Here is a 24,027-nt window from a genome sequence, read left to right on the forward strand (position 1 = left end):
CCGACGGTATGCGCCTACGGCTGGGTCAGCGCGCGGAGGTCCTCGAGCGTGCCGTCGAACACGTTCATGTCGATGTGCTCCTCCTCGCCGGCGTAGCCGGGAAGGGTGTCGCGGTCGGAGTACTGCCAGAACTCCCAGTCCCGCCGGGGCACCTCGGGGGTGGCGGCGACGGACCGGATCCACAGCGGGTACCGGTCGTAGTCGTCGCCGAGGTAGTCCGCCCGGATCTGCTGCGTGGTGTAGATGATCGGCGGTACCCCGTAGTGCTCCTCGAGACCGTCGAGCATCGGGTCGAGGATCCCGCGCAGCTCGTCGACCGTCGGCGGCGCGGCGGCGAACTCGCCGTAGTACTCGACGTCGACGACGGGCGGCAGGGTGCCGGTCGCGGCGGGCACGACGTCGATCATGTGCGCCGCCTGGTCGGCGCCGGGGCTCTCGAAGCTGAGGAAGTGGTACGCGCCGACGAGCAGGTCGGTGGCCCGCGCCCCCTCCCAGCTCGCGACGAACCGCTCGTCCACGTGCGCGGAGCCCTCGGTGGCCTTGACGAACGCGAAGTCCAGGTCCTGCGCCGCGAGGACGGGCCAGTCGATCTCGCCCTGGTAGGCGGAGACGTCGACGCCGCGCACGGCGTACTTGTCGGCGGCCAGCCGGTTGGGCCAGAGCACGCCGTTCCACACCAGCAGCGCCAGCACGCCCAGCAGCACGACGACGGCCCCGGCAGTGATCCCGAGGACCCGCCAGGTGCGACGTCGGGGGCGTTCGTCGCTCACCCCGTGATCCTGCCGCACGGGTGACGGCGAGAGCCAACCCGCGCCGTCACCCGGCCGTCACTTGATCCCGGTCGTGGCGATTCCGCGCACGAGGAACCGCTGACCGAAGAGGAAGACGAAGAACACGGGCAGCAGCGAGACGATCGACATCGCGAACATGGCTCCCCAGTTGCTCTCGCCCTGCGAGTCGACGAACAGCCGTAGAGCCACCGGCACGGTCATCATGTCGGTGTCGGTGAGGTAGATGAGGGCGCTGAAGAACTGGTTCCAGGCGCCGATGAACGTGAAGATCGCCGTCGTCGCCAGCGCCGGAGTCATCAACGGCAGGATGATGCGCAGGAAGATCCGCGCGTGACCCGCGCCGTCGATCCGGGCCGCCTCGTCCAGTTCCTTGGGCAGCCCCCGGATGAACTGGACCATCAGGAAGATGAAGAAGGAGTCGGTCGCCAGCATGTTCGGCCCGACCAGCGGCCAGAACGTGTTCACCATGCCGAGCTGGGAGAACAGCACGTACTGCGGCACCAGCGTGACGTGCCCCGGCAGCATGATCGTGATGAGCATGATCGCGAACAGCAGCGTCCTCGCAGAGAAGCGCATCCGCGCGAACGCGTAGGCAGCCATCGAGCACGAGACGAGCGTGCCGAGCACGGACCCGGCCACCACGACCGCCGAGTTGAGCATGTAGCGGCCGAAGGGGTGGCTGAGCGCGTTCCACCCGTCGGGGTAGTGCGAGAGGTCGACGTCGCTCAGCCACAGGCCGGGCTGGCTGAAGATGAGGTGGTCCGGCCGCAGGGACGAGACCACCATCCACAGGAGCGGGTAGATCATCACGGCGCCCGTGACGATGAGGACGAGGTGCTTGAGGACACTCCTCAAGGGACGGGAGGAGCGCCGCCGTGGCGCACGGACCGGGGCGGGCTCCTGGGCGGCCGGGGCCGCGTCGACGTCCCGCTGGATGGTGTCAGTCATCGTAGTAGACCCAATACTTCGAGGCGATGAAGTTGACGGCGGTGAGGGCGCCCACGATGAGGACCAGCAGCCACGCCATCGCGGAGGCGTAGCCCATCTCGAAGTCCTTGAACCCCGTGTTGTAGAGGTACATCGTGTAGAAGAGCGTCGAGTCGGACGGGCCGCCGATCCCGCCCGAGATGATGAACGCCTGGGTGAAGGACTGGAACGCCCCGATCGTCTGCAGCACGATGTTGAAGAAGATGATCGGCGTGAGCATCGGCATGGTGATGCGCCAGAACTGCTTCGCCTTGGTGGCCCCGTCGACCGCGGCGGCCTCGTAGTACATCGTCGGGATCTGCCGCAGCCCGGCGAGGAAGATGATCATCGGCGACCCGAACGTCCACACGTGCAGCAGGATGATCGTGCCGAGCGCGGTGTCGGGGCTGGAGATCCAGCCCATCCCCTCGATGCCGAACAGCCCGAGCACCTGGTTGACCAGGCCGGTGGTGCCGAAGATCTGCCGCCACAGGATGGCGATGGCCACCGAGCCGCCCAGCAGCGACGGCAGGTAGAACACGGAGCGGTAGAACGACAGCCCGCGCATCCCCTTGTTGAGCGCCACCGCGATGAGGAGGGCGACGACGAGCTGCAGCGGGACGCCCACGACGACGTACGTCAGGGTCACCTTCAGCGACTGGTGCAGTCGCTCGTCGCTCAGCATCCGGAGGTAGTTCTCCGCGCCGACCCAGTTCGGGTCCTCGAGCAGGTTGTAGTCCGTGAAGGACAGGTAGAACGACGCGATCATCGGTCCCGCCGTGATGATCACCAGCCCCAGGAGCCACGGGAGCAGGAAGACGAGGGCCGCCTTGTTGTCCCGGCGCGCTGCCTTCCGCTCCCGCGGGTCCAGCGCGCGACCGCTTCGCCTCAGCTTCGAAAGCTCGGTGATCGCGCTCATCCGGGCGAGCCCGTCGGCACCTTGGAACGATTCATCGCGTGGACCTCCTTGACCACGGAGTGCTGCGCTCCAGCGCGCAACTTTTGGGGTAACCGTTGACCACAGTATCGAATTCTTCGTAGTCTGGGAAGCGCCTTCCCGCTCGCCGACGCCGACCGTCGCGAGCCTTCCAGGGGACGGGCTGCTCGTACAGGGAGGTACGACACCATGCAGAGACACAGCTTCAGGACGACCGTCGCGACGGCCACCGCCGCCCTCGCCGTGCTGACGGTCGCCACCGGGTGCGCCGTCGACCAGCCCGGGGCCGACGCCGCCCCCTTCGACCCCGACGAGGAGGTGACGATCACCTTCGCGTGGTGGGGCGGCGAGGAGCGCAACCAGATCACCAAGGAGGCGATCAAGGGGTTCGAGGAGGATCACCCGAACATCACCGTCGAGACCCAGAGCAGCGACTTCGGCAGCTACTGGGACATGCTCGCGACGCAGGTCGCGGGCGGCGACGCCCCCGACCTGATCACCATGGGCGGCTCCTACCCGAGCGAGTACGCCGGCCGCGGCGCGCTGTTGGACCTCGCCACCGTGTCCGACCACCTCGACACCTCGAAGGTGCCGGCCGACACGCTCGAGATCGGCCAGATCGAGGGCAAGCAGTACACGGTCCCGTCCGGCGTCAACGCACTGGCCGCGTTCCTCAACCCGGCCGTCTTCGAGGCGGCGGGCGTCGAGCTCCCTGACACGTCGACCTGGACGTGGGACGACTTCGCCGCGGTCACGCAGCAGCTGTCCGACAAGAGCCCGAAGGGCACCTACGGCACCGTGCCGTTCGCCAACTCCTCGCTGCTCGACGCCTGGGCGCACCAGCACGGCGAGGCGATCTTCGCCGAGGACGGCACCGTGGGCGTGAGCCCCGAGACGGTGTCGGCCTGGTTCCAGCTCTGGCTCGACGCGCAGAAGAACGGCGCCACCCCGGAGGCCAGCATCTTCGTGGAGGACTCGACGGCCGTGCCGGAGCAGTCCTTGTTCGGCACCGGGAAGTCGGGGATCACCTTCGCCTGGAGCAACTTCAAGGCCGACGCGCTCGGCGACTCGGTCATCGAGGCGAACCTGCCCGGCGAGGCCGAGGCGCGCGGCAACCGCGTCGGCTCGACGATGGAGTACGCCATCACCTCGAAGACCGCGCACCCCGAGGCCGCGGCGATGCTGCTCGACTACCTCATCAACGACCCGCGGGTGGTCGACGCGATCGGCACGGACCGCGGCGTCCCGGCGAACGAGGAGGTGCGCGACCACCTGCGCGGGAGTCTCACCACCGTGCAGCAGAAGGAGGTCGACCTCATCGACGAGATCACCGCCTCCGACGCTGGCGCGCGCATGCCCGCGCCCGAGGGCGCCAGCAGCACCGGGGACATCTTCACCCGGCTGATGCAGGACGTGCTCTTCGAGCGGACGACGCCGGACGACGCCGCCGAGCAGTTCATCTCCGAGGTCGAAGGCTCGCTGAAGTGACCGCCCCCGGCGTCGCCCTCGTCGGCGGCCACGGCTACGCGACCCGCCACCTGGAGCACCTGCGGAGCGCCGAGCGCTCCGGACGGGCCCGGCTGCTCGGTGTCGCGGACCCTCGTCCGCCCGAGGGCGACGCCGGCGGCGTCCCCTGGTTCGACTCGCTCGACGACCTGCTGGATTCCGGCGTCGAGCCCGACGTTGTGGTGGTCTCGACCCCGCCGCACACCCACGCCCCGCTCGCGCTGCGCGCGATCGCGGCCGGCGCGGACATCTACGTGGAGAAGCCGCCGGTCGCGTCGTGGGCGCAGTACGTCGAGCTCGAGCGCGCGGCCCACGGCGCCGGCCGCGTCGTGCAGGTCGGCTTCCAGAGCCTGGGGTCCGAGGCGCTGGGCGTCATCGACGACGCCGTCCGCGCGGGCGAGATCGGCGACGTGCTCGCCGTGGGCGCCGTCGGCACCTGGTCGCGCACCGTGGGCTACTACGACCGCTCCCCGTGGGCGGGCAAGCGGGTCCTCGACGGCGTCGACGTGGTGGACGGCGTGGCCACCAACCCGCTCGCGCACGCCGTCGTCACGGCGCTGCGCCTCGCGGGCGCCCGACGGGCGGACGACGTGCTCGGCGTCGACGCCGACCTCTACCGGGCGCACGCGATCGACGCGGACGACACCTCCGTCGTCCGCGTCCGCACGACGAGCGGCGTCGCCGTGACCCTCGGCCTCACGCTGTGCGCGCAGGAGCAGGCCGCGCCGGTGATCCGCGTGCGCGGCACCCGCGGCACGATCGAGCTGAGCTACACCACCGACGAGCTGACCATCGACGGCGTCGGCGGGCACCGCGTCCTCACCACCGGCCGCGCGCACCTGCTCGACGACCTCCTGGACCACCGTGCGACCGGCGCGGAGCTCCTCAGCCCGCTGGTCGACTCCGGCGCCTTCATGCGCGTGCTCGAGGCCGTGCGCGTGGCCGACCCGCCCCGGCCGATCCCCGCGGACGCCGTGACGTGGACCGGCGACGGACGCGACTGCCGGCCCGTCGTGCACGACGTCGACGCGATCCTCGCGCGGGCGGTCACCGCGCAGGCGACGCTCGCCGAGCTGGGCGTGCCGTGGGCGCGGAGGCGACCCGCGCGCGACGTGCTCGACGTCGGCGGAGTGCCGGTCACCGAGCTCCGCGACGGCGCCGAGGTCGCGGCGGCCCTCTCGCCGCGGCCCTACCTGCACCCGGTCTCCACGCTCGACGGCGTCGTTGTGACCGACCACCTGCCCGCCGACCACGCCTGGCACCTCGGCGCCGGCATGGCGATCCAGGACGTGGACGGCACCAACCTCTGGGGCGGCCGCACGTTCACGGCCGAGGACCGCGAGTACGTCTGGCGGGACGACCACGGGCACGTGCGCGTCGACCGGCACTCCCGCGACGGCGGGGTCGTCGAGCAGGCGCTGACCTGGTGCGACCCCGCGGGCGCCGCCCTGCTGACGGAGCACCGCCGGTGGGAGGCGTCGCCCTCCCCCGACGGGTGGTGGCTCGACCTGCGGACCGAGCTCCGCAGCGCCACCGGCTCCCCGGTCTCGCTCGGCGGCCCCGGCAGCAACGGCCGGTCCGGCGGCGGCTACGGCGGCTTCTTCTGGCGGGTCGCGCCCTGCACCGATGTCCACGTGCGGACCGCGGACGCCGACGGCGAGCAGGCCGTGCACGGCACCACGTCCCCGTGGCTGGCCTGGACCGCCACGTTCGCCTCGGGGCCCGCGACGCTCGTCGTCGTCGCCGCGCACGACGACGACACGGACCCGTGGTTCGTCCGCGTCGCCGGCTACCCCGGAGTCGGCCTCGCGCTCGCGTGGGACCGCCGCACCACCGCGCCGGTCGACGAGCCCCTGCGCCGGCGCGTCCGCGTGCTCGTCGCCGACGGCGTCCTCGACGACGACCGCGTCGCGCGGCTCGCCGCCGACGCCCTGGCGCGCGACCTCGCGCCCGCACCGCTCGCCGCCCGACCCGCCTGAAGGGGCCCACCGTGCACTCCCAGCCCATCGACCGGCGCGCGCTCGTGCGCCGGCACGACGTCGTGCAGACCACCCTGGACCCGCGCAGCCCGGTGACCGTCGGGAACGGCGAGCTCGGCTTCACCGTGGACCTCACCGGCCTGCAGTCGATGCCCGCCGAGTACCCGGTGCACAAGCGGGGCCACGAGCCCGACCGCGACGTCCCGGGCACGCTCCTGGGCACGCAGTCGCAGTGGGCCTGGCACTCGATCATGGGCGAGCGCGAGTACTCGCTCGAGGAGACCACGCGGCGGTACGAGGTCGACGGCCGCCTCGTGCCGTACCTCGAGGAGAGCCGCCGGGGCAACCCGGGGTACGACGCCAACCGGTGGTTCCGGGCCAACCCGCACCGCCTGGACCTCGGCCGCATCGGCTTCGTCGCCATCCCCGAGGGCGAGAACGACGGCGACGGCGAGCACCTCGCCGCGCTGCGCCCGCACGACCTCGCCGACACGCGCCAGGTGCTCGACCTGTGGTCGGGGACGGTGGACAGCGCGTTCTCGCACCGGGACGTCCCGGTCCGGGTACGGACCGCCGTCCACCCGACCCGGGACCGCATCGGCGTCACGGTCACCTCCGCCCTCGCCGCCGGCCTCGCGATCGCGCTCGACTTCCCGTACGGCTCGTCGGACTGGCACAACGCCGCCGACTGGGACTCCCCCGACGCCCACACCACGACCGTGACGGCCGCGCCCGGCGGGTGGGTGGTGGACCGACGGCTCGACGACTCGACGTACCAGGTGCACGTCGTCGCGACCGGCATGGAGCTGGACCACGTCGCGCCGCACCGCGTCGTCCTGCGACCCACGGCGGACGACGTGGACGTCGTCGTCGAGCTCACCACGGACGGCCAGGGCGACATGGTGCTGCTGCCCTCCCGGGCCGGGAACGCGGACACCGCGGCGACCGCGGGCGACGCCCGCGAGGTGCACCGGGCGAGCGCCGCGCACTGGCAGCGCTTCTGGGAGTCCGGTGCGGCGCTCCAGCTCGCGGGGACGGACGACCCGCGCGCCCGCGAGCTCGAGCGGCGCGTGGTGCTGTCGCAGTACGTCACGGCCGTGAACAGCGCGGGATCCCTCCCGCCGCAGGAGACCGGGCTGGTGTGCAACTCGTGGCGCGGCAAGTTCCACCTCGAGATGCACTGGTGGCACGCCGCGCACTTCCCGATGTGGGGGCGCCCGGAGCTGCTCGAGCCGAGCCTCGGGTGGTACCGGCACGCGCTGCCGCTGGCCCGCGACACCGCGCGCGCCCAGGGCTACGCCGGGGCCCGCTGGCCCAAGCAGCTCGGCTCCGTGCTGCGCGAGACGCCCAGCTCGATCGGCGTCCACCTCGTGTGGCAGCAGCCGCACGTCGTCTACCTCTCCGAGCTGGTCCACCGGGTCACCGGCGACGACGCGTTCCTGCGCGAGCAGGCGGAGGTCGTCTTCGCGTCGGCGGAGTTCATGGCCGACTTCGCGCAGGAGGGTCCGGACGGGTTCACCCTGGGGCCCCCGCTCGTGCCCGCGCAGGAGAGCTACGCGGGCGAGCGCGCCCGCCTGTCCAACCCGCCGTTCGAGCTCGCGTACTGGCGCTGGGCGCTGCGCACCGCCAACGCGTGGCGCGAGCGGCTGGGGCTGCCCGTCGAGGAGCGGTGGGCCGAGGTCGCCGAGGGGATGACGGCGCCGCACGTGCGCGACGGCGTCTACACCGGCGTCGACGTCGAGCCGTACACGATCCGCACCGACCACCCCTCGATGCTGGGGGCGCTGGGCATCGTCCCCGACGTCGGGCTGGTCGACGCCGACGTCATGCGCGCCACGTACCTGGACGTGCTGCGCGACTGGGACTGGTCGTCCACCTGGGGCTGGGACTACCCCATGATGGCGATGACCGCGACGCGCCTCGGCGAGCCCGGCTGGGCGGTCGACGCCCTCATGGACGCGGCGGGCAAGAACGTCGTGCTGCCGAACGGGCACAACCACCAGACGGACTCGCTGCCCCTGTACCTGCCGGGCAACGGCGGCCTGCTCGCCGCCGTCGCGCTCATGGCGCGCACCCACCTCGACGGCGGGGCGGGGTTCCCCTCCGGCTGGGACGTCCAGCTCGAGGGGTTCCCCGCCACGGTCTGACGCCGGTCCTGGCCGGCGCCGCGCCTCACTCGCTCAGCGTGCGGACCTGCAACGGCTCCGACGGCGCCGACGTGCCGGCCGCGTTCACCGCCACCACCCGGTAGGTGTACGCGGTGCCGGGCTCGAGGTCCCGGTCGTAGGTCGTGTGCACCTTCGCGGAGCCGACCTCCTGCAGCTCGCCGCCCGCCTCGGACCGCAGCACGCGATACTCCGTCGCTCCGCCGGCCGAGGTCCAGACCAGGCCCATGAACGTGTCGCCCTGGCGGCCCACGCGCAGGTCGGTGGGCGGCGCGGGCGCCGGCAGCGCGACGGCGACGGCCTCGCTGCGGTCCGACTCCCCGAGCTCGTTCACCGCCGTGACGGCGTAGTCGTACGACGCGACCGACGCGCTGATCCTGTCGTCGGTGTACCCGGGCTCGGTGGTGGTGCCGACCAGAGCGAACGCGCCCCCGCCGTCCCGCCGGTACACCCGGTACGTCTCGGCGCCCGGCACAGCCTCCCACCCCAGCGCGACCTCCGTGGCCGACGTCTCCAGGGCCCGGGCCTCCCCCGGAGCCCGGACCGGGTCGAGCGGCCCGCCCGTCGTGGCGGCGACCGGGGCGGAGCGCTCCGACTCCCCGCCCGGCGAGAACGTCGTCACGGCGTAGCGGTAGGACGACGACGGCTCCGCGGTGTCGTCGGTGAACCCCGGGTCGGGCACGTGGGCGAGCAGCTCGAACGTGCCGCCGTCCGCGGGCGCGCGGTAGACCCCGTACGCGGTGGCGCCGTCGACGGTGGACCACCCCAGGTCGACGGAGTAGCTCCGCTCGGCGGTGACGGCTGCGTCGCCGGGGGCGGGCGCCGTCGTCGTGCCCGAGGTGACAAGCACCCGCACATCAGCTGACGCGTCCGAGGCCCCGCCGGGCCCGACCGCCGTCACCTGGTACCGGTACGGCACACCGGCCTCGACGTCGGCGTCGCGGAACGTCGTGCCGGCGGTGCTGCCGACGACCCGCATCGCGGGCTCGGACGGCGACCCCCGCGCCACGAGGTAGGCGGTCGCGCCGCCGGACCCGGTCCACACGAGGTCGACCCCGGGGTCTCCCGCGGTCCCTGAGGGCTCGGCCCGGACGTCGGCCGGGGCGGTGGCCACGGGCGGGGCCTCGCCCGTCACCGGGTCCACGGCGACGAAGTAGTTGAGCACCGTGCCGCCCGCGTTGGCCCCGGTCACCACGTGCGACCCGGCGGGGAACCGCGCCTTGAACAGCTTCCACGACCCGCCGTGGTCGTCGCCCACACTGAGGTCCGTGGCCTCGTAGACCTCGGTCAGCCAGGCCGGGCGGGGCGAGACGCGCGTGTCGTGCGCGACCCAGACGTCGGCGTCCACGGGCAGGTAGAAGGAGAGCAGGTCGTCGTTCGTGGCGGCGCGGGACTCGACGGCCGACCGGACCCACTCGAGCCCCTGGATCTCCTCCGGCACCGACGTGAACCGGTAGGCCTTGCTCCCCGTCATCCGGTCGCCGGCGACGAAGTCGCCGACCTGCAGGTCCTGCTGGATCGACCAGAGCGCGGCGTTGGCGGCGCCGTTGCTGCTCGTGTCCGTGACGACGGCGCTACGGATCGCCTCGCCCTCCAGCGGCGCCGCCGGGGCGGCCTCCGGGGCCTCGGGCACCGGCGGCTCGAACACCTCGCCGGACCACTCCACCGGCGTCATCGGGTAGCCCTTCGGGAAGCCCGGCGCCGCGAGCTCGTTGAGGTACTCCTCGAGGTTCGTGTACCTGTCGCCGTCGTCGTCGCCGTTGCGGTCCTCGGGGTCGGTGGGGTCGAGCCCCCGCGCGAGCTCCCAGTCGTCGGCCATGCCGTCCCGGTCCGCGTCCTTCGCGGGGGTGCCCTCGTCGAGCTCGGGGTAGCCGCCGACGTCGGACTCGTGCCCGATGATCGCGCCGGTCTGGTGGCGCACCTCGTCCACGACCCGCGCGTCCACCGCGTCGCGTACGACGGAGGCGCCGGCGTGGTCGAGAGTCAGGTCGAGCGCGCGGCGCGGGCTCTGGGTGTGCACGGGCGGGTAGGCGAAGCGTTCGTCCACGCGGACGGCCGGGCGGGCCGCCTCGATCATCCCCGATCCGGTGTTCCGGCCGTTGAGCACGCCGTCGCGGTTGCTGTCGATCCGGTTGTCGTCGAGGAAGACCTGGTAGTTCTCGTTACCCCGCACCACGGCAGAGGTGGGGTTCGCGGAGTTCACGCCGGCGACGAAGTAGTTGCCCACCACGTTGCCGTACCCCTTGGTGCCCGACTCGCCGCCGGCCACGTAGGGGAAGTCGCCCCAGTTGTAGACGACGTTGTTCACGAAGTCCATGACGCCCTTGGTCTTCGGGTTCCGGTCATTGTTGTGGGCGTAGAGGTTGTGGTGCATCGAGATGGTGTTCATCTCGACGAGCCCGCCCATGGAATGGGTCAGTCGGCCCTCCGACATGATCGACCACTGCACCGTGATGTTCTTCGACCGCGGGTCGTCGTAGTCCTTGCTCTTGATCGAGAGGACCTCGTCCCCCGCCCAGGAGAACGACGAGTGATCCACGATGACGTCCTGCGAGTCCTCGATGTACATCGCGTCGTCCGAGGAGGCGGAGCCGAGCCGGAACCGCATGTTCCGGATGACGATGTCGCTGCTGTCGACGAAGCGCACCGTGTTGCCCCGGATCGTCACGCCGTCACCGGGCGCCGTCTGGCCGGCGATCGTGATCCCGTGCTTGTCGCGCGCGACGATCGGCGGGATCGTCACGTCCCCGGCGATCTCGAAGACGATCGTGCGCGGCGTGTCGCCCGCCGTCGTCAGCGCGTCGTGGAACGTCCCCGGGCCCGTCAGCTCCTTGCTCGTGACGTGGTAGACCTCCCCGCCGCGGCCGCCCGTCGCGGCGTACCCGAACCCCTCCGCCCCGGGGAACGCCGGCAGGGCGTCGTCGCCCGCCGACGCCGGCGCCGCGGGGACCGCGACGGCCAGGACCGCCGCCACTCCAGCGGCGGCTGCCACCGCGGATCGTGCTGCTGACCGTCGTGCCCTCATCGTCCGTACCTCTCTGTACGTGCGCAACATTGTGGGAATGCGGTTTCCTGAACGTAGCGCCGACGGTTGTGCTCGTCAACAGGAAGGCGTGGTGCTCGTCGACAGGAACGCAGGTGGGAGGGCCGTCGGCGGCCCGCGCGTCAGAGACCCGACGTCGTCGAGCCGCGCGGCACCAGCTCGCACGGCATGGCGACGACCCCGGGCTCGAGGCCGCCGCCCGCGAGCGCGCCGTGCAGCAGCCGCGCCGCCTCGCGCCCCATCTCCTCGAGCTTCATGTCCACGCTCGTGGTCGCCGGGTCGGAGTTCCAGACCAGCGGGCCGAAGTTCTCGTACCCCACGACCGCGACGTCCTCCGGCACGCGCAGCGACTCCCGCCGGAGCCGGTCGATGACGCCGAGCGCGATGGCGTCGGAGTCGCACACCACGGCGTCGACGCCGTCACGACCGACGCTCTCGAGGATGCGGAGCATCGCCGCGCGCCCCCAGAGCGCTGTCCGCGGGCCGTCGGCGAGCTCGGCGACGAGGTGCAGCCCCAGGGCCTCCGCTGCCTCGGCGACGCCAGCCTTGCGGTCGGCGGCCACCCGGTACTGCGGCCGGCCGCTGACGTGCGCGACGCGGGTCCGCCCGAGCGCCGCGAGGTGCTCGACCTGGAGGCGGCCGCCCTGCGCGTCGTCCACGACCAGCGAGGTGTCCCGGGGGTCCCGGGATCGGCTGTGCACGTAGACGACCGGGACGGGGAGGTCCTCGCCGACCGGGTCGCGCTCCTCGGTGCGCCCGCCCACGACGATCAGCCCGTCCACCCGGCGGTCTAGCAGGGCGTTGAGCTGGTGCCGCTCGCGCAGGCGGTCCCCGCGGGCGTTGACGAGGTGCACGAACGAGGACGACGAGCTCAGCCCGTCCTCCAGCCCGTCGAGGATCGGCAGCGAGAACCGGGACTCGAGGTCGGCGGCGAGCACCCCGACGGACGTGACCGGCTGCCGCCCCGGGCCGCTGCTGGCGACGAAGCCGAGCTCGCGCGCGCTGTCGAGGATGCGCCGCCGGGTCGCGGCGGAGATCCTGCCGCGCCCGTTGATGGCCTTCGACGCGGTCGACATCGACACACCCGCGGCCTCGGCGACGTCCGCCAGCCTCGCACGATGTCTGCGCACGCCAGCGCTCCTTTTCGTCGACGCGCCACCTGGGAGCGTTCTCGCTGAGGACCCGACCGTACTGCACACGGGAACGCGCAGCCGCGCGATCGGCGGGCCCTGCCCGGGAACACCTGACGCCGCTTGCGCGTTATGTCACAAGATTTACCCGCACCATGAGGAGCACTCTTGCGACGCATCCCCCGAAAGGTCGAGGTCGAGCACGAGCCGGGGAAGTTCACCCGCTACCTCCGGCACGACAACGGCGAAGGCTTCGTCTCGCCGCACGCCAGCGTCCACCCCGACGCCACCATCAGGCCCGGCGCGTACGTCGAGGCCGGCGCCCGCGTGGGCGCGCACGCCAAGGTGGGCCGCTTCAGCTGGGTCGACGTGGACGCCGTCGTCGGCCGCGGCGCCCGCGTGGACGAGAACGTGCACGTCGGCGTCCGCGGCGTCGTCGGCGACGACGCCCGGGTGGGCGCCGGCACCCGGCTCGGCACGGACAGCCGCGTGCCCGCCGGCATCGTCGTCCCGCCCGACGCGATCGTCCCCGACGGCGAGACCGCCCACGGCTCGCGCCGTCGCAAGGACTTCGGCACGGCCGCCTGACCCGCCGCCCGGGCCGTGCGGCGGCCCGGGCTGAGCGGCGGAGGGATCAGGTCACGTTCTTGCGGCGGCCGCCCATCCCGGCGACGATCGAGACGCCGATGGCGGCGAGGACGATCTGGAAGAGCAGCTCGATCCAGTCGATGCCACCCGTGTCGCTGACGTTGATCAGGCTGGCGATCCAGGTGCCCAGCAGGGCCGCGACGATGCCGATGAGGATCGTCACCAGGATCGAGATGTTCTGCTTGCCGCGGACCACCAGCCGCCCCAGGGCCCCGATGATGGCGCCGATGATGATCGCTGTGATGATGCCGGTGACAGTCACGGTGGTGCTCCCTCCTCCGACGACGGCGCGGGTCGCGCCTACGACGAACGTACGGCGGACACCCGGTGCACGCGCTGCGGACGACGACGGCGCCGACCCCGTGACCAGGGTCGGCGCCGTCGTGGCGGGCGTCAGTGCTGGTGCCGACGCCGCACCGTCACCAGGGCCACGCCCGCGGCGGTCGTCAGCACCGCGAGCCCGATCAGCCACATCACCCCCGCGCCGGTCTGCGGCAACCAGCCGGACCCGGCGTCGCCGCCACCGGGCCCCGGAGGCGCCGGCGGGGCGGGCGGGGCCGGCGGCGGGCCGAACGTGTTCGTGACCGTGACCTCGGCGACGGCGCCCAGCGACACCGTCACCGCACCGGGCTCGCCGCCGCCCACGCTCGAGACCTGCACGGACGCGGCACCGCCGTCGTCCGTCTCGGTCACGACGCAGTCGGCGCCCACCGGCAGCCCGGCCCACGTCACGGGGGTCCCCGGCGTGATCTCGCGGTTTGCGCCGTCCGGGATCTCGAGGTCCGCGCCCTGGAACGTGCAGGCGAGGGTCACCTCGAACGGGCCGACGTCGTAGGCGTCACCCTCGAACTCGACCACCTTGTCCGCCGTGACCGCGCCGGCGTCGAACGTGTTCGTCACCGTGATCACCGGGGCGTCGACGCCCGACTCCGGCACCACGACCTGGCCCGGGTCGCCACCGTTCACCGCGGTGGAGACCGTCGAGGAGGTCGCGCCGCCGTCGTCCGTCTCGGTGACGACGCACTCGGCGCCGATCGGCAGGTCGCCGTAGGTGACGCTCCCCCCGGCCTCGAGCTCGCGGGTCGCGCCGCCCGGCACGTCGATCTCCTCGCCGCGCAGGGTGCACGCGGCGGTGACCTCGAACGGCCCGACGCCGAAGTCCGCGGCGTCGCCGTCGACCACCTTCTCGACGGTGAACCCGCCGAGGTCGTAAGTGTTCGTGACGGTCACCTCGATCGGGTCGAGGACGTTGGCGGCGCCGTCGACCGTCACCGGGTTCGGGTCGATCGTCACGTGGTCGGCGTCGCCGGTCCGCGTCTCGGTGAGCGTGCACTCCGCGCCGTCCGGCAGCCCGAAGTACAGCCCGGGGAAGCCCGGCCCGAAGGCCCGCGTGCCGCCGCCCGGGATCGGCACCTCCGCACCGGTCACCGTGGTGCACTCCATGCTCACCTGGTACGGGAACTCGTCGAACGGCACGTCGTCGAGGTACTGCTGCACCTGCGCCAGCAGCTCCTCCAGCAGCTCAGGCGTGATCGGCCCCTCCGGGATCTCCGGCAGCGGCGGCAGCTCGGGCATCGTCGGCGCGTACGCCGCGCCGTCGCCGTCCACCACCTTGCGCACCACGAGCGGGGCGGTGTCGAAGGTGTTCGTCGCCGTCACGGTCACGGTGGTGGGGTCGCCGTCGTCCGCGGGCGGCACGACGACGTCGACCGTGGTGCCGTCCACCGGCTCGCCGTCGTCCACCGTCATCGTCGTGGACGAGGCGCCGAACGTGTTCGTCTCCGTGACCGTGCACTCCGCCCCGACGGGGAGCCCTTCGTAGAGCACAGGCTCGCCGGGCACGAGCTCCCGCACGGCGCCGCCGGGGATCGGGAGCGGCACGGGATCGCCGTTCTCGTCCAACCCGTAGGTGCAGGCCAGCGTCACCTCGAACGGGCCCGGCCCGTACAGGGCGCCGAGGCCCTCGAGCTGCTTGTCCACCTCGATGGTGCCCACGTCGAAGGTGTTGGTGACGACCACCTCGACCGGCTCGTCCGAGCCGACCGTCACGGTGTCGGGGACGACGACCGCGCCCGTGGCACCGCCGTCGTCGATCTCGGTGACCGCACACTCCGCGCCGGTGGGCAGGTTCGGGATCTGCGCCTCCAGCGGCCCGCCGCCGCCGAGGGTCACCGTGCCGTCGTAGACGGTCGCCGGGTCGCCGGTCCCCTGTCCGAACGTGCACACCACCTGGACGGTGAACGGGCCCTGTCCGTAGGCGTCGGCCCCCTCGCCGTCGACCACCTTGAGCAGGTCGATCGCGCCGACGTCGAACGTGTTGGTGACCTCGACGGCGGTCCCCGCCGCGCCGTCGTCGCCGTCGGGCGTGACCGTGGCGTCGGCCTCCGGCCCGTCCGTCTCGACGGGGTCGTCGTCACCGGCGGTGACGGTCATCTCCTGCGACGTCGACCCGCCGGTACCCGTCTCCGTGACCGTGCACTCCGCGTTGACGGGCAGGCCCGTGAGCTCGACCGTCTCGCCGTCGGCGATCTCGACGACCATCGGCGCGTCCGGGCCGTACCCGTCCGCGTACACCGGCTCGCCGAGGAACGTGCACTCCACGGTGACCTCGTAGGGGCCGGGGAACGCGACCGGGTCGCCGTCCTGGTCGAGCGCGTCCGAGACGACCTGCTTGGACAGCTCGAGGCTCGCGAGGTCGTACTCGTTGGTCACGGCGATCTGCGTGACGTCCGGCTCCTCACCGATCGTGACGGACTGCGGCGTGACGGTGTAGTCCGTCTGCCCGTTGGTCGCGTCCTCCGAGAGGGTGCACACCGCCCCGTACGGCAGGTTCGGCACCGTCACCGGTTCCCCCGGCGTGACCGTGATGGTGATCGGGTCGAGCTCCGTCTCCACCCACGTGCCGACCGCGGACGTGCAGTTCACGATCACCTGGAACGTCTCGGGCGCGTACTCCTGCCCCTCGCCCGTGACGAACTTGTTCACCGCGAGCGGCCCGCTCGCGGTCGCGACGCCCACCTTGGTGCCCTCGGTGGGCAGCAAGTTGAACGATGACCCGTTCTGGGCTTCCACGACGGCGGACGCGGCGGCGGAGTTCCAGGCGATCGACCGGTCCCCGGCGTCCGGCACGAGCGCCGGCGTGGTGGACGTCCCCTCCAGCGCGACGTAGTCGCCGGGCTGGAACATCGCGTCCTCGGGGAACGTGATGACGACCTTCAGCGCCGCGATCTGCTCGTAGACGTCCTCACCGGTGCCCGCGGTGAGCGGGACCCAGCCGGTCTGCGGGTCGTCGGTCGGGCAGATCGGCTCGTTCGTCGGGTCGTTGATGTCGTCGGGGCAGTAGTCGTCGGCGGTCGTGTAGTAGAAGGTCGCCGTGGCGCCCTCAGGCGCGTTGACGAGCTGCGGCGGTGGGTCGTTGGTGAGGATCGCCGCCCACTGGGACCCGCGCTGCGAGTCGGAGTTCGGCGACGAACCCGTGTCGCCCGGCGTCGGCAACCGGTCGTAGATCACGAGCTTGCTCATCGGCAGGTTGCCGACGTTGTCGACGCGCACCCGCCAGGTCTCGTCGTGGCCCGGCGGGATGACGGGCGTGCACGGGTAGGAGTAGAAGCCGTCGTCGTCCGGCGTGCACTCGACGCCCGGGTCGGGCGCGGCCGGGTCGACGATGACGTCGAGCTGGTCGTCGTCGGTCGCCTTGACCTGCTTCGACTGGCGCAGCACGCCCGACGGGATGGTGACCACGTCGGAGTCGGCCTCGCAGGCCCCCGTCTCGTCGTCGAGGCGCGTGAGGCACTCGTCCCAGGGCCGGTCGCCGGTGACGCCGGCGGTGTTGCGTACGACCGTCCCCGCGGTGAGGCCGAGGCGGAACCGGACCATCACGGTGATGGTGTACGTCTGGCCCACCTCGAGCACCGTGCCCTCGGGGAAGCCGAAGGTCAGCCGTTCGAGGTCGCCCGTCCGGTCGACCGTGACGTCCGCCGGGTCGGTCGGCAGCGGGTCGCCGTTCGCCGGGTCGGGCGCGGCGCCGGCGAGCGCGTACGAGTACGGCTCGGCGACGTCCGCCAGGCGCAGCTGCGCCCCCGTGCCGTCCGTGGGCATCGGGTCGTCGACGACCAGCTCCGAGATCGGCCGGTTGCCGGTGTTCTCCACCGTGATGTTCATGGGGAACACCGCGTCGGGCGACTCGGAGCCGCCGGTGATGACGCCGTCGAAGTCCTTGACCACCTCGACGCCGTTCTCGGCGTGCGCGTAGAGGATCTCCGCGTCGGCGGAGGCGTCGTCGGTCACCGGGCCGAGCTCGCCGGTCTCAGGGTCGACGACGAGGTCCGCGCCCGTCGTCGTGCCGTCGAGGGTGTTGCTCGCGACGCCGGGCTCGGTCTCGCCCGGCCCGGGCGGGTTGGCGGCGAGGTCGGGCAGCACGTCCCCGCCGGTCCGCATCTCGTCGCGGCGCAGGATCTGGACGGGCACCGTCTGCGTCGGGGTGGCGGGGTTCTCCCAGACCGACCCGTCGGTGCGCGTGAACGTGAACCGCAGGCCCTGCACGTCGGCCGGGTCCACGCCCGCGGGCAGCGCGAACGTGCTCGACGGCGTGCCCTCCACCCAGGCGCCGCCCGTCACCGTGACCGGGTCCTCCGACCCGGCCGTGCCGCTGAAGGTGCCGCCCGTGAACACGTCCACCTGCACCTGCTGGATCGGGGTCACGAGCGCGGCGGACGGGTCGAAGCCCGCGAAGTCGTACTGGTTCCAGAACTGCGGGTCGTCGTCCGTCAGCACCATCTCGACGCTGCGGGACGGGCCCTGCGGCGTGCCGCTCAGCGTCATGACGACGGGGGTGTCGGAGCCGTCCGCGCCGTGGTTCGGCTCGACCACGGTGTCCGGGTCGAACGACTTGCTCACCTCGAGCGCGATGTCCGCGTCCTGCAGCACCATGTCGTCCGAGGCGTTGTCGAGCCGGTCGTCCTCGGCTGTGCCGCCCGGGTCGGTGATCGTCGCGGCGGACGTGTTCGGGACGGGGCTGTACTGCGACACCGTCACGGGGTCGCCCGTGTAACGGTCGGTCTCCCGGAGCTGGACCGTGAGGGCCATGCTGCCCTCGGCCCCCGGCATCACGAGCCCGTCGTAGGCGACCTCGACGCCGATCACGTCGGCCAGGTCCGCGGCGGTCAGAGCCTCCGCGGCCGCCTCGTCGAGATCCGCGGTGCTGCCGTCCACGTAGTGCAGGGTCACGGTCGTCGTCTCGGCGCCCTCGGGCGGGGTGAGGTCGATCGCCGTGAGGGTGAACGCGTCGAACGGGGAGGCGCCGTCGGCCGTCACGACGTCGCCCGAGCCGGTGGCCGTCGGGTCGGCCAGGCGCAGCTGCTCCACCTTGGCGTTGGACTCGTTCGTCCCCGTGACGGTCACCGTGGTGGACGGGTAGAACTCGTCCGGCGTCTCCGCCGGCGGCACGGAGATGGGCCCGCCGGACCAGTCCTTGGCCACCGACACGTTGATCGGCTGGTCGAGGATGAGCACGTCGGCGTCGTCGGTGTCCGTGTACTCGTCGCCGTCGAACGTGGCCGTGCCGCGGGCCGTGTCGTTCACCAGGCCGGGCTCGTCCGGCACGTTGTAGAGCGTGCCGTTCGTGGAGCCGAGCACCGCGTCGCCGTTGCTGCGCTTGTAGTCCCGCACCTGGAAGGTGAGGTTGAGGTGGCGGCCGTCGGCCTGCGTGGAGCGGGCGACGCCGTCACCGGCGGCGGGCGTCGTCGGGTCGTCCGGGTCGTCGGTGCGCGACGGCGACTCGGTGTACGTGAGCCGCACGGACGTCGCGTTCGCGCGCTCGTCGGCGGTCAGCGTGTAGCCCGGGAACGACCCGTCGCAGGGCGCGGCCACCGTGCACGGGGACCCCGACGCCGCGACCCACGTCCCGTCGACGAACAGCTCCACCCCGGTGATCGCGTCGTACTCGATCAGGGGGTCGACCGAGGGGTCGATCGCGCCGATGCTCACCAGGTCGAACGCGTCGTAGAACGAGTCGGCGATCGGTGTGGTGGCCGGGTCGGCGATGTCGGAGATGACCATCGGGTCGACGCCCGAGAAGCCGTTCGTGGACCAGGTGATCTGGGCCGTCACCTGGTCGTCCGACCGGGCCAGCACGGTGTCCGGGTCCCCGCCGAGGAACGTCTTGGAGATGAAGTCCAGCGTGCCCGGGTCCACCGGGTACGGGTCGACCGTGGCGCAGCCCTCGGCGGGCTCGGTCGGGGCGACGGTGCCGGACGACGCGGACGAGGCGCCGCAGTTCGTCAGCGGGTCGTCCTGGTCCGGGTCTCCCGTGTACTCGGCGATGAAGTTCGGCTGGAACTGGGTGCCGGGCGGGAAGCCGTCGGCCGTGGAGTCGTAGACGAACTGCACGCCCTGGGCGTCGGCGGGCAGGTCACAGCTCACGGTGTCGGGGCCGGTGTACGGCCCGCAGCCCGGCGCCGCGACCCACGCCGTCCCGTTCCAGTAGTTGATCGTCAGCGTCGCGTTCGCGGGCACGTCGGTGCTGCGCACCTGGGTGGCGGTGAAGCTGCCCCAGAAGTCGCCCGGGTCCGCCGGGTCGGTCGGGTCCTGGATGACGACCTGGTCGGCGTTGGCGGTCGAGCCGTCCGGCCCGAAGGGCAGCAGCTGGGAGGGGAGCTGCACGACGACGTTCTGCCCGGGCACGGCCGGGATCGTCGAGGGCGAGATGACCTTGTTGGTCTCGGTCGCGAGCCGGTCCACCAGGGTCACCAGGTCGGCGGACGCCGTGTCCTCGGCGTTGGGGACCTCGGCGTGGATGGTGTTGGTGTGGGTGAGGTCGTCGACGTCCTGCTCGGGGTCGGTGTCGGCCGTGAACGGGATGCTCGCCTCGCCGCCGGTGACGATGTCGCCGGTGAACGTCACGGAGAACTCCGTGACCACGCAGTCCGCGGGCGGGTTCGGCAGCGTGCCCGCCGTCGTCGTGTCCTCGCTGGGCGTGGACCCGTCGGCGCAGGTGAACGTCACGGTCGCGGCGTCGGCGTCGGCCGGCCAGGTGACGCCCGTGCCGTCGCCGTCCGGGCCGAACCCGGTGAACGTCAGCGGGCTGTCGCCCTCGAACGGGCTGTCGGTGTCGGGCGCGGGCTCCGTGATCGTCATCGTGCCGACCGGCGTGCCCGTGTTCGTGGCGCCGATCGTCACCGTGGTGGGGTCGCCGGCGCTCACCGTCGCCGGGTCGAACGACTTGGAGGCCTCGACGCTGTTGTCCGGCGGGGTGATCACGTAGTCGTCGTCGGCCGTGACCTCGTCGGACTGGTCGTCGCCGTGGGTCACGTACGAGGACGCGTCGTTGGCGATCGTCGTGGTCTCCGTGAGCTCGGTGACGGCCTCGCTCTGCTGCACCTCGACGGGGATCGTCGCCGTCGCGCCCGGCTGGATGTCGCCGCTGAACGTGTACCGCACGCCCTGGACCGTCGACGGGTCGACCGAGTCGTCGAGGGGCAGCCACTGCGAGCCGTCCCAGTACTCCTGCTCCACCTCGGTCGCGTTCGGCGGCAGGTCGATCTCGCCCGTGCCCGTGTACTCGAGGTACGTGAACGGGTTGGGGTCCGCGGTCGGGTCCACCGGGTCCTGCACCACGAGGGTGTCGACCGGGTCGTTCGACGTGTTCGTCGCACCGAGGGTGATCGTCGCGGGGGTGCCGGGCTCGGCGAGCGCGCCCGACGGCTCGATCGACTTCGTGACCTCGGAGTCGAGCACCAGGGGGACCGTCGGCGTGATGGAGTCGGACGCCGACTGCTCGTTCGCGTTGTCCGAGACGACGGTCGCGGTGTTGGTGATCGGCACGCCGTCCTGGCTGTACGGCAGGTCGGGGTCCACCTGGGCGGTGACGAGGATCTGCACCTGGCCGCCGTTGTTCACCTGGTCGGCCGTGTAGGTGACCGTGTTGGTCCCCGTGTCCGCGTCGATCGCCCCGTTGGTGGCACCGGACTGGTTCTGGATCGAGGCGCTGACGAGCACCATGCCCTCGGGCAGCTCGTCGGTGATCGTCGTGGGCGTGCACGGGTCGGCGTTCGGGTCCGAGCAGGACACCGTGACGACCCACTGCACGTTCTGGCCCGGCTGGTACGGCGCGGAGCTGACCTCCTGCTTGCTGATGCCCCACGTGGCCGCGGACGCCGTCGTCGCCGGGATGATCGCGCCCGCCAGGCCGAGGGCGAGGACGCCCAGTGCCGACGCGGCGCGGCGCACCCGCCGTCGTGCGCGATGACGCGCCTGCCGACGGCTCCGCTCCCCCGGCGCTCCCCGACCGTGCGTCATCCGTGCCCTCCGCCCGTCCCACGCGTCGCCCCGCGCGCGAGGTGTGCGCGCAGACCCGCTCCGACGGTGTCAGAGTTCGCCGCGATCGGCGCGGTGAACGGCAGATTCGTCCCGCTTTCCCGGAGCCCGAGCGAGCGGGGCGGGGTGCGACGAGAGTCAGGAGGAGAGGCGGACGACAGACGCACGAAGGAGTCGACGATGACCCGCACCACGACGCACGGGCTGGCGCTCCTCGGCGCGACGGCGCTGCTGCTCACGGCGTGCGGCGAGAGCAGCACCGACGCCATGGGGGACGACACCGCACAGGTGTGCGACGACCTCGACGCCTACGTCGCGTCGCTGCGCCACCTCGCCGGGACGATCGGCCCCGACGCGACCGTCGCGGAGGTGCAGGCCGCGCGCGACGAGGCGCGGGAGGCCGAGCAGACCCTGACCGACAGCCTCTCCGAGGTGACGGACGACCGGACGGACGACGTCGCCCAGAGCTGGGACGCCCTGGTGACCGCTCTCGACGGCGTGGACGACGACGCCACGCTCTCCGACGCGGCCGCCGAGCTGCGGACCGCGGCGCAGGGCGTCGTCGACGCGACGACCTCCGTGGGCGAGGACCTCGACTGCAGCTGACCCGGCCGGTGCGCGGACGGCGCGCGCTCCGCCGTCCGCGATGCCATCGTGGCGGCATGCCGACGACACCGAAGCCTGCCTCGTCCACGATCCTCGGCCAGCAGCGGGCGGTCCTCGACAGCCTCCCCTTCTCCGACACCCGGGACGTCGAGGACGCCACCCGCGGCCTCCTCGGCCGCCGCACACCGAACGCGATCACGGCCGACGACGGCCGGGTGGTGTGGGACAACGACACGTACGCCTTCCTGCGAGGCGACGCCCCGGACACCGTGAACCCGAGCCTGTGGCGGCAGTCGCAGCTGGTCGCCGAGCAGGGCCTCTTCGAGGTGGTCGAGGGCATCTACCAGGTGCGCGGCTTCGACCTGTCGAACGTGACGTTCATCGAGGGCACGACGGGCGTCATCGTGCTCGACCCCCTGATCTCCACCGAGACGGCGGCCGCCGCCCTCGCCCTGTACCGCGAGCACCGCGGCGACCGGCCCGTCACCGGGATCGTCTACACGCACTGCCACGTGGACCACTTCGGCGGCGTCAAGGGCGTCACGACGCAGGAGGACGTCGACGCGGGCCGCGTGCCCGTGATCGCACCTGCCGAGTTCACCGAGCACGCCGTCGCGGAGAACGTCTACGCGGGCACCGCGATGGCCCGCCGTGCCGGCTACATGTACGGCGCCGCGCTGGCCCGCGGACCGCAGGGTCAGGTCGGCGCGGGCCTCGGCCAGACCACCTCCACGGGCACCGTCACCCTCATCACCCCGACGCTCGACGTCACGACGACGGGCCAGACCGAGACGGTCGACGGCGTGCGCATGGTGTTCCAGATGGCGCCCGGCACCGAGGCCCCCGCGGAGATGCTCGTGTACTTCCCGGACCACCGGGCCCTGTGCACCGCCGAGGACGCCACGCACACCCTGCACAACCTGCTGACGCTGCGCGGCGCCGTCGTGCGCGACCCGCACGCCTGGGCCAACTACCTCACCGAGACGATCGACCTCTTCGGGGCCGACCTCGACGTCGTCTTCGCGTCGCACCACTGGCCCACCTGGGGCCGCGAGCGCGCCGTGCGGTTCCTGGCCGAGCAGCGCGACCTGTACGCCTACCTGCACGACCAGACCCTGCGCCTGCTCAACAAGGGCTGGACGGGTATCGAGATCGCCGAGCACCTCCAGCTGCCGCCGGCGCTGGAGAACGCCTGGCACACGCGCGGCTACTACGGGTCGGTCAGCCACAACATCAAGGCGGTCTACCAGCGGTACATGGGCTGGTACGACGGCAACCCCGCCCACCTGTGGCAGCACCCGCCGGTCGAGCAGGGCAAGCGGTACGTGGAGTTCATGGGCGGCGCCGACGCCGTCGTCGAGAAGGCCCGCGCGTCGTTCGACGCCGGCGACTTCCGCTGGGTGGCGGAGGTGCTGTCCCACGTCGTGTTCGCGCAGCCCGACCATGCGGCGGCGCGCGAGCTGCTCGCCGACACGTTCGAGCAGCTCGGGTACGGCGCGGAGAACGGCACCTGGCGCTCGGTGTACCTGTCGGGCGCGACCGAGCTGCGCAGCGGCAGCTTCGGCACGCCGACCACCGCCGCCGCTCCGGACATCATCGGCGCCCTCTCCCCGACCATGCTCTTCGACGCCATCGCCATCCAGGTCGACGGCCCGCGGGCGTGGGACGAGCGCCTGACGATCGACGTCGTCGTCACCGACACCGACGAGCGCTTCCGCGTCCGCCTCGCCAACGGCGCGCTCACATACAGCGCGGCCGCGCAGGAGGGCGACGCCGACGTGACGCTCACCGCGACCCGTGCGGCGCTGCCGGCGCTCGCCGCGGGATCACGCGACGCGCTCGTCGCCGCCGGCATCGTGATCGACGGCGACGTCACCGCCCTGGACCGCCTCACCGCCGTCCTCGACCCGGGCGACCCGGGCTTCGACATCGTGACGCCCTGA

The 24,027-nt window shown here is 72.4% G+C and carries 13 protein-coding genes; 6 read left to right on the forward strand and 7 right to left on the reverse strand.

Features of this window, described 5'->3' with window-relative positions; all coding sequences use genetic code 11:
• Positions 1–14: 14 nt before the first annotated feature.
• The 3 genes from ACH436_RS13825 to ACH436_RS13835 are packed head-to-tail and all read right to left on the reverse strand — an operon-like array spanning position 15 to position 2,676.
• Complete coding sequence (locus tag ACH436_RS13825) at positions 15–770, reverse strand: GH25 family lysozyme (RefSeq protein WP_430560769.1); 756 nt, start codon at positions 768–770, stop codon at positions 15–17.
• 57 nt (positions 771–827) lie between these two features.
• Entirely contained in the window at positions 828–1,739 is a 912-nt protein-coding gene (locus ACH436_RS13830) for a carbohydrate ABC transporter permease (RefSeq protein ID WP_430560770.1), read from the reverse strand.
• Entirely contained in the window at positions 1,732–2,676 is a 945-nt protein-coding gene (locus ACH436_RS13835; protein WP_430560771.1) for a carbohydrate ABC transporter permease, read from the reverse strand. Before ACH436_RS13835 ends, ACH436_RS13830 begins: the two co-directional genes overlap by 8 nt.
• 207 nt (positions 2,677–2,883) lie before the next feature.
• Between ACH436_RS13835 and ACH436_RS13840 the strand changes: the two genes are divergently transcribed.
• From ACH436_RS13840 to ACH436_RS13850, 3 genes are read left to right on the forward strand one after another with little or no spacing between them, the layout of a single operon-like run.
• On the forward strand, positions 2,884–4,182 hold the full coding sequence (locus ACH436_RS13840; RefSeq protein ID WP_430560772.1) for an ABC transporter substrate-binding protein: 1,299 nt from the start codon (positions 2,884–2,886) through the stop codon (positions 4,180–4,182).
• A complete protein-coding gene (locus ACH436_RS13845; protein WP_430560773.1) occupies positions 4,179–6,179 on the forward strand; it encodes a DUF6807 family protein in 2,001 nt (666 codons plus the stop codon). The genes ACH436_RS13840 and ACH436_RS13845 overlap by 4 nt, the downstream gene beginning before the upstream one ends.
• An 11-nt stretch (positions 6,180–6,190) precedes the next feature.
• Complete coding sequence (locus ACH436_RS13850) at positions 6,191–8,326, forward strand: hypothetical protein (protein ID WP_430560774.1); 2,136 nt, start codon at positions 6,191–6,193, stop codon at positions 8,324–8,326.
• A 25-nt stretch (positions 8,327–8,351) separates the two neighbouring features.
• Here the strand turns inward: ACH436_RS13850 and ACH436_RS13855 are convergent, their stop codons facing one another.
• Entirely contained in the window at positions 8,352–11,336 is a 2,985-nt protein-coding gene (locus ACH436_RS13855) for a fibronectin type III domain-containing protein (protein ID WP_430560775.1), read from the reverse strand.
• Between the two features lie 173 nt (positions 11,337–11,509).
• Positions 11,510–12,517, reverse strand: coding sequence for a LacI family DNA-binding transcriptional regulator (locus ACH436_RS13860; RefSeq protein WP_430560776.1), 1,008 nt, complete (start codon positions 12,515–12,517; stop codon positions 11,510–11,512).
• Between the two features lie 168 nt (positions 12,518–12,685).
• Here ACH436_RS13860 and ACH436_RS13865 point away from each other — a divergent pair, with 168 nt between their 5' ends.
• Positions 12,686–13,105 (forward strand): transferase, encoded by a 420-nt coding sequence (locus ACH436_RS13865; protein WP_430560777.1) that lies wholly within the window; start codon positions 12,686–12,688, stop codon positions 13,103–13,105.
• 46 nt (positions 13,106–13,151) lie between these two features.
• Here the strand turns inward: ACH436_RS13865 and ACH436_RS13870 are convergent, their stop codons facing one another.
• On the reverse strand, positions 13,152–13,427 hold the full coding sequence (locus ACH436_RS13870) for a GlsB/YeaQ/YmgE family stress response membrane protein (protein ID WP_430560778.1): 276 nt from the start codon (positions 13,425–13,427) through the stop codon (positions 13,152–13,154).
• A gap of 131 nt (positions 13,428–13,558) precedes the next feature.
• Positions 13,559–21,391, reverse strand: coding sequence for a DUF5979 domain-containing protein (locus ACH436_RS13875; protein WP_430560779.1), 7,833 nt, complete (start codon positions 21,389–21,391; stop codon positions 13,559–13,561).
• A gap of 267 nt (positions 21,392–21,658) precedes the next feature.
• Between ACH436_RS13875 and ACH436_RS13880 the strand changes: the two genes are divergently transcribed.
• Both ACH436_RS13880 and ACH436_RS13885 read left to right on the forward strand, forming a co-directional pair.
• Entirely contained in the window at positions 21,659–22,084 is a 426-nt protein-coding gene (locus ACH436_RS13880) for a hypothetical protein (protein WP_430560780.1), read from the forward strand.
• Positions 22,085–22,140: 56 nt separating this feature from the next.
• Complete coding sequence (locus ACH436_RS13885; protein ID WP_430560781.1) at positions 22,141–24,027, forward strand: alkyl/aryl-sulfatase; 1,887 nt, start codon at positions 22,141–22,143, stop codon at positions 24,025–24,027.

Source organism: Isoptericola sp. NPDC019693, assembly GCF_044389085.1.
Classification (GTDB): Bacteria; Actinomycetota; Actinomycetes; order Actinomycetales; family Cellulomonadaceae; genus Isoptericola.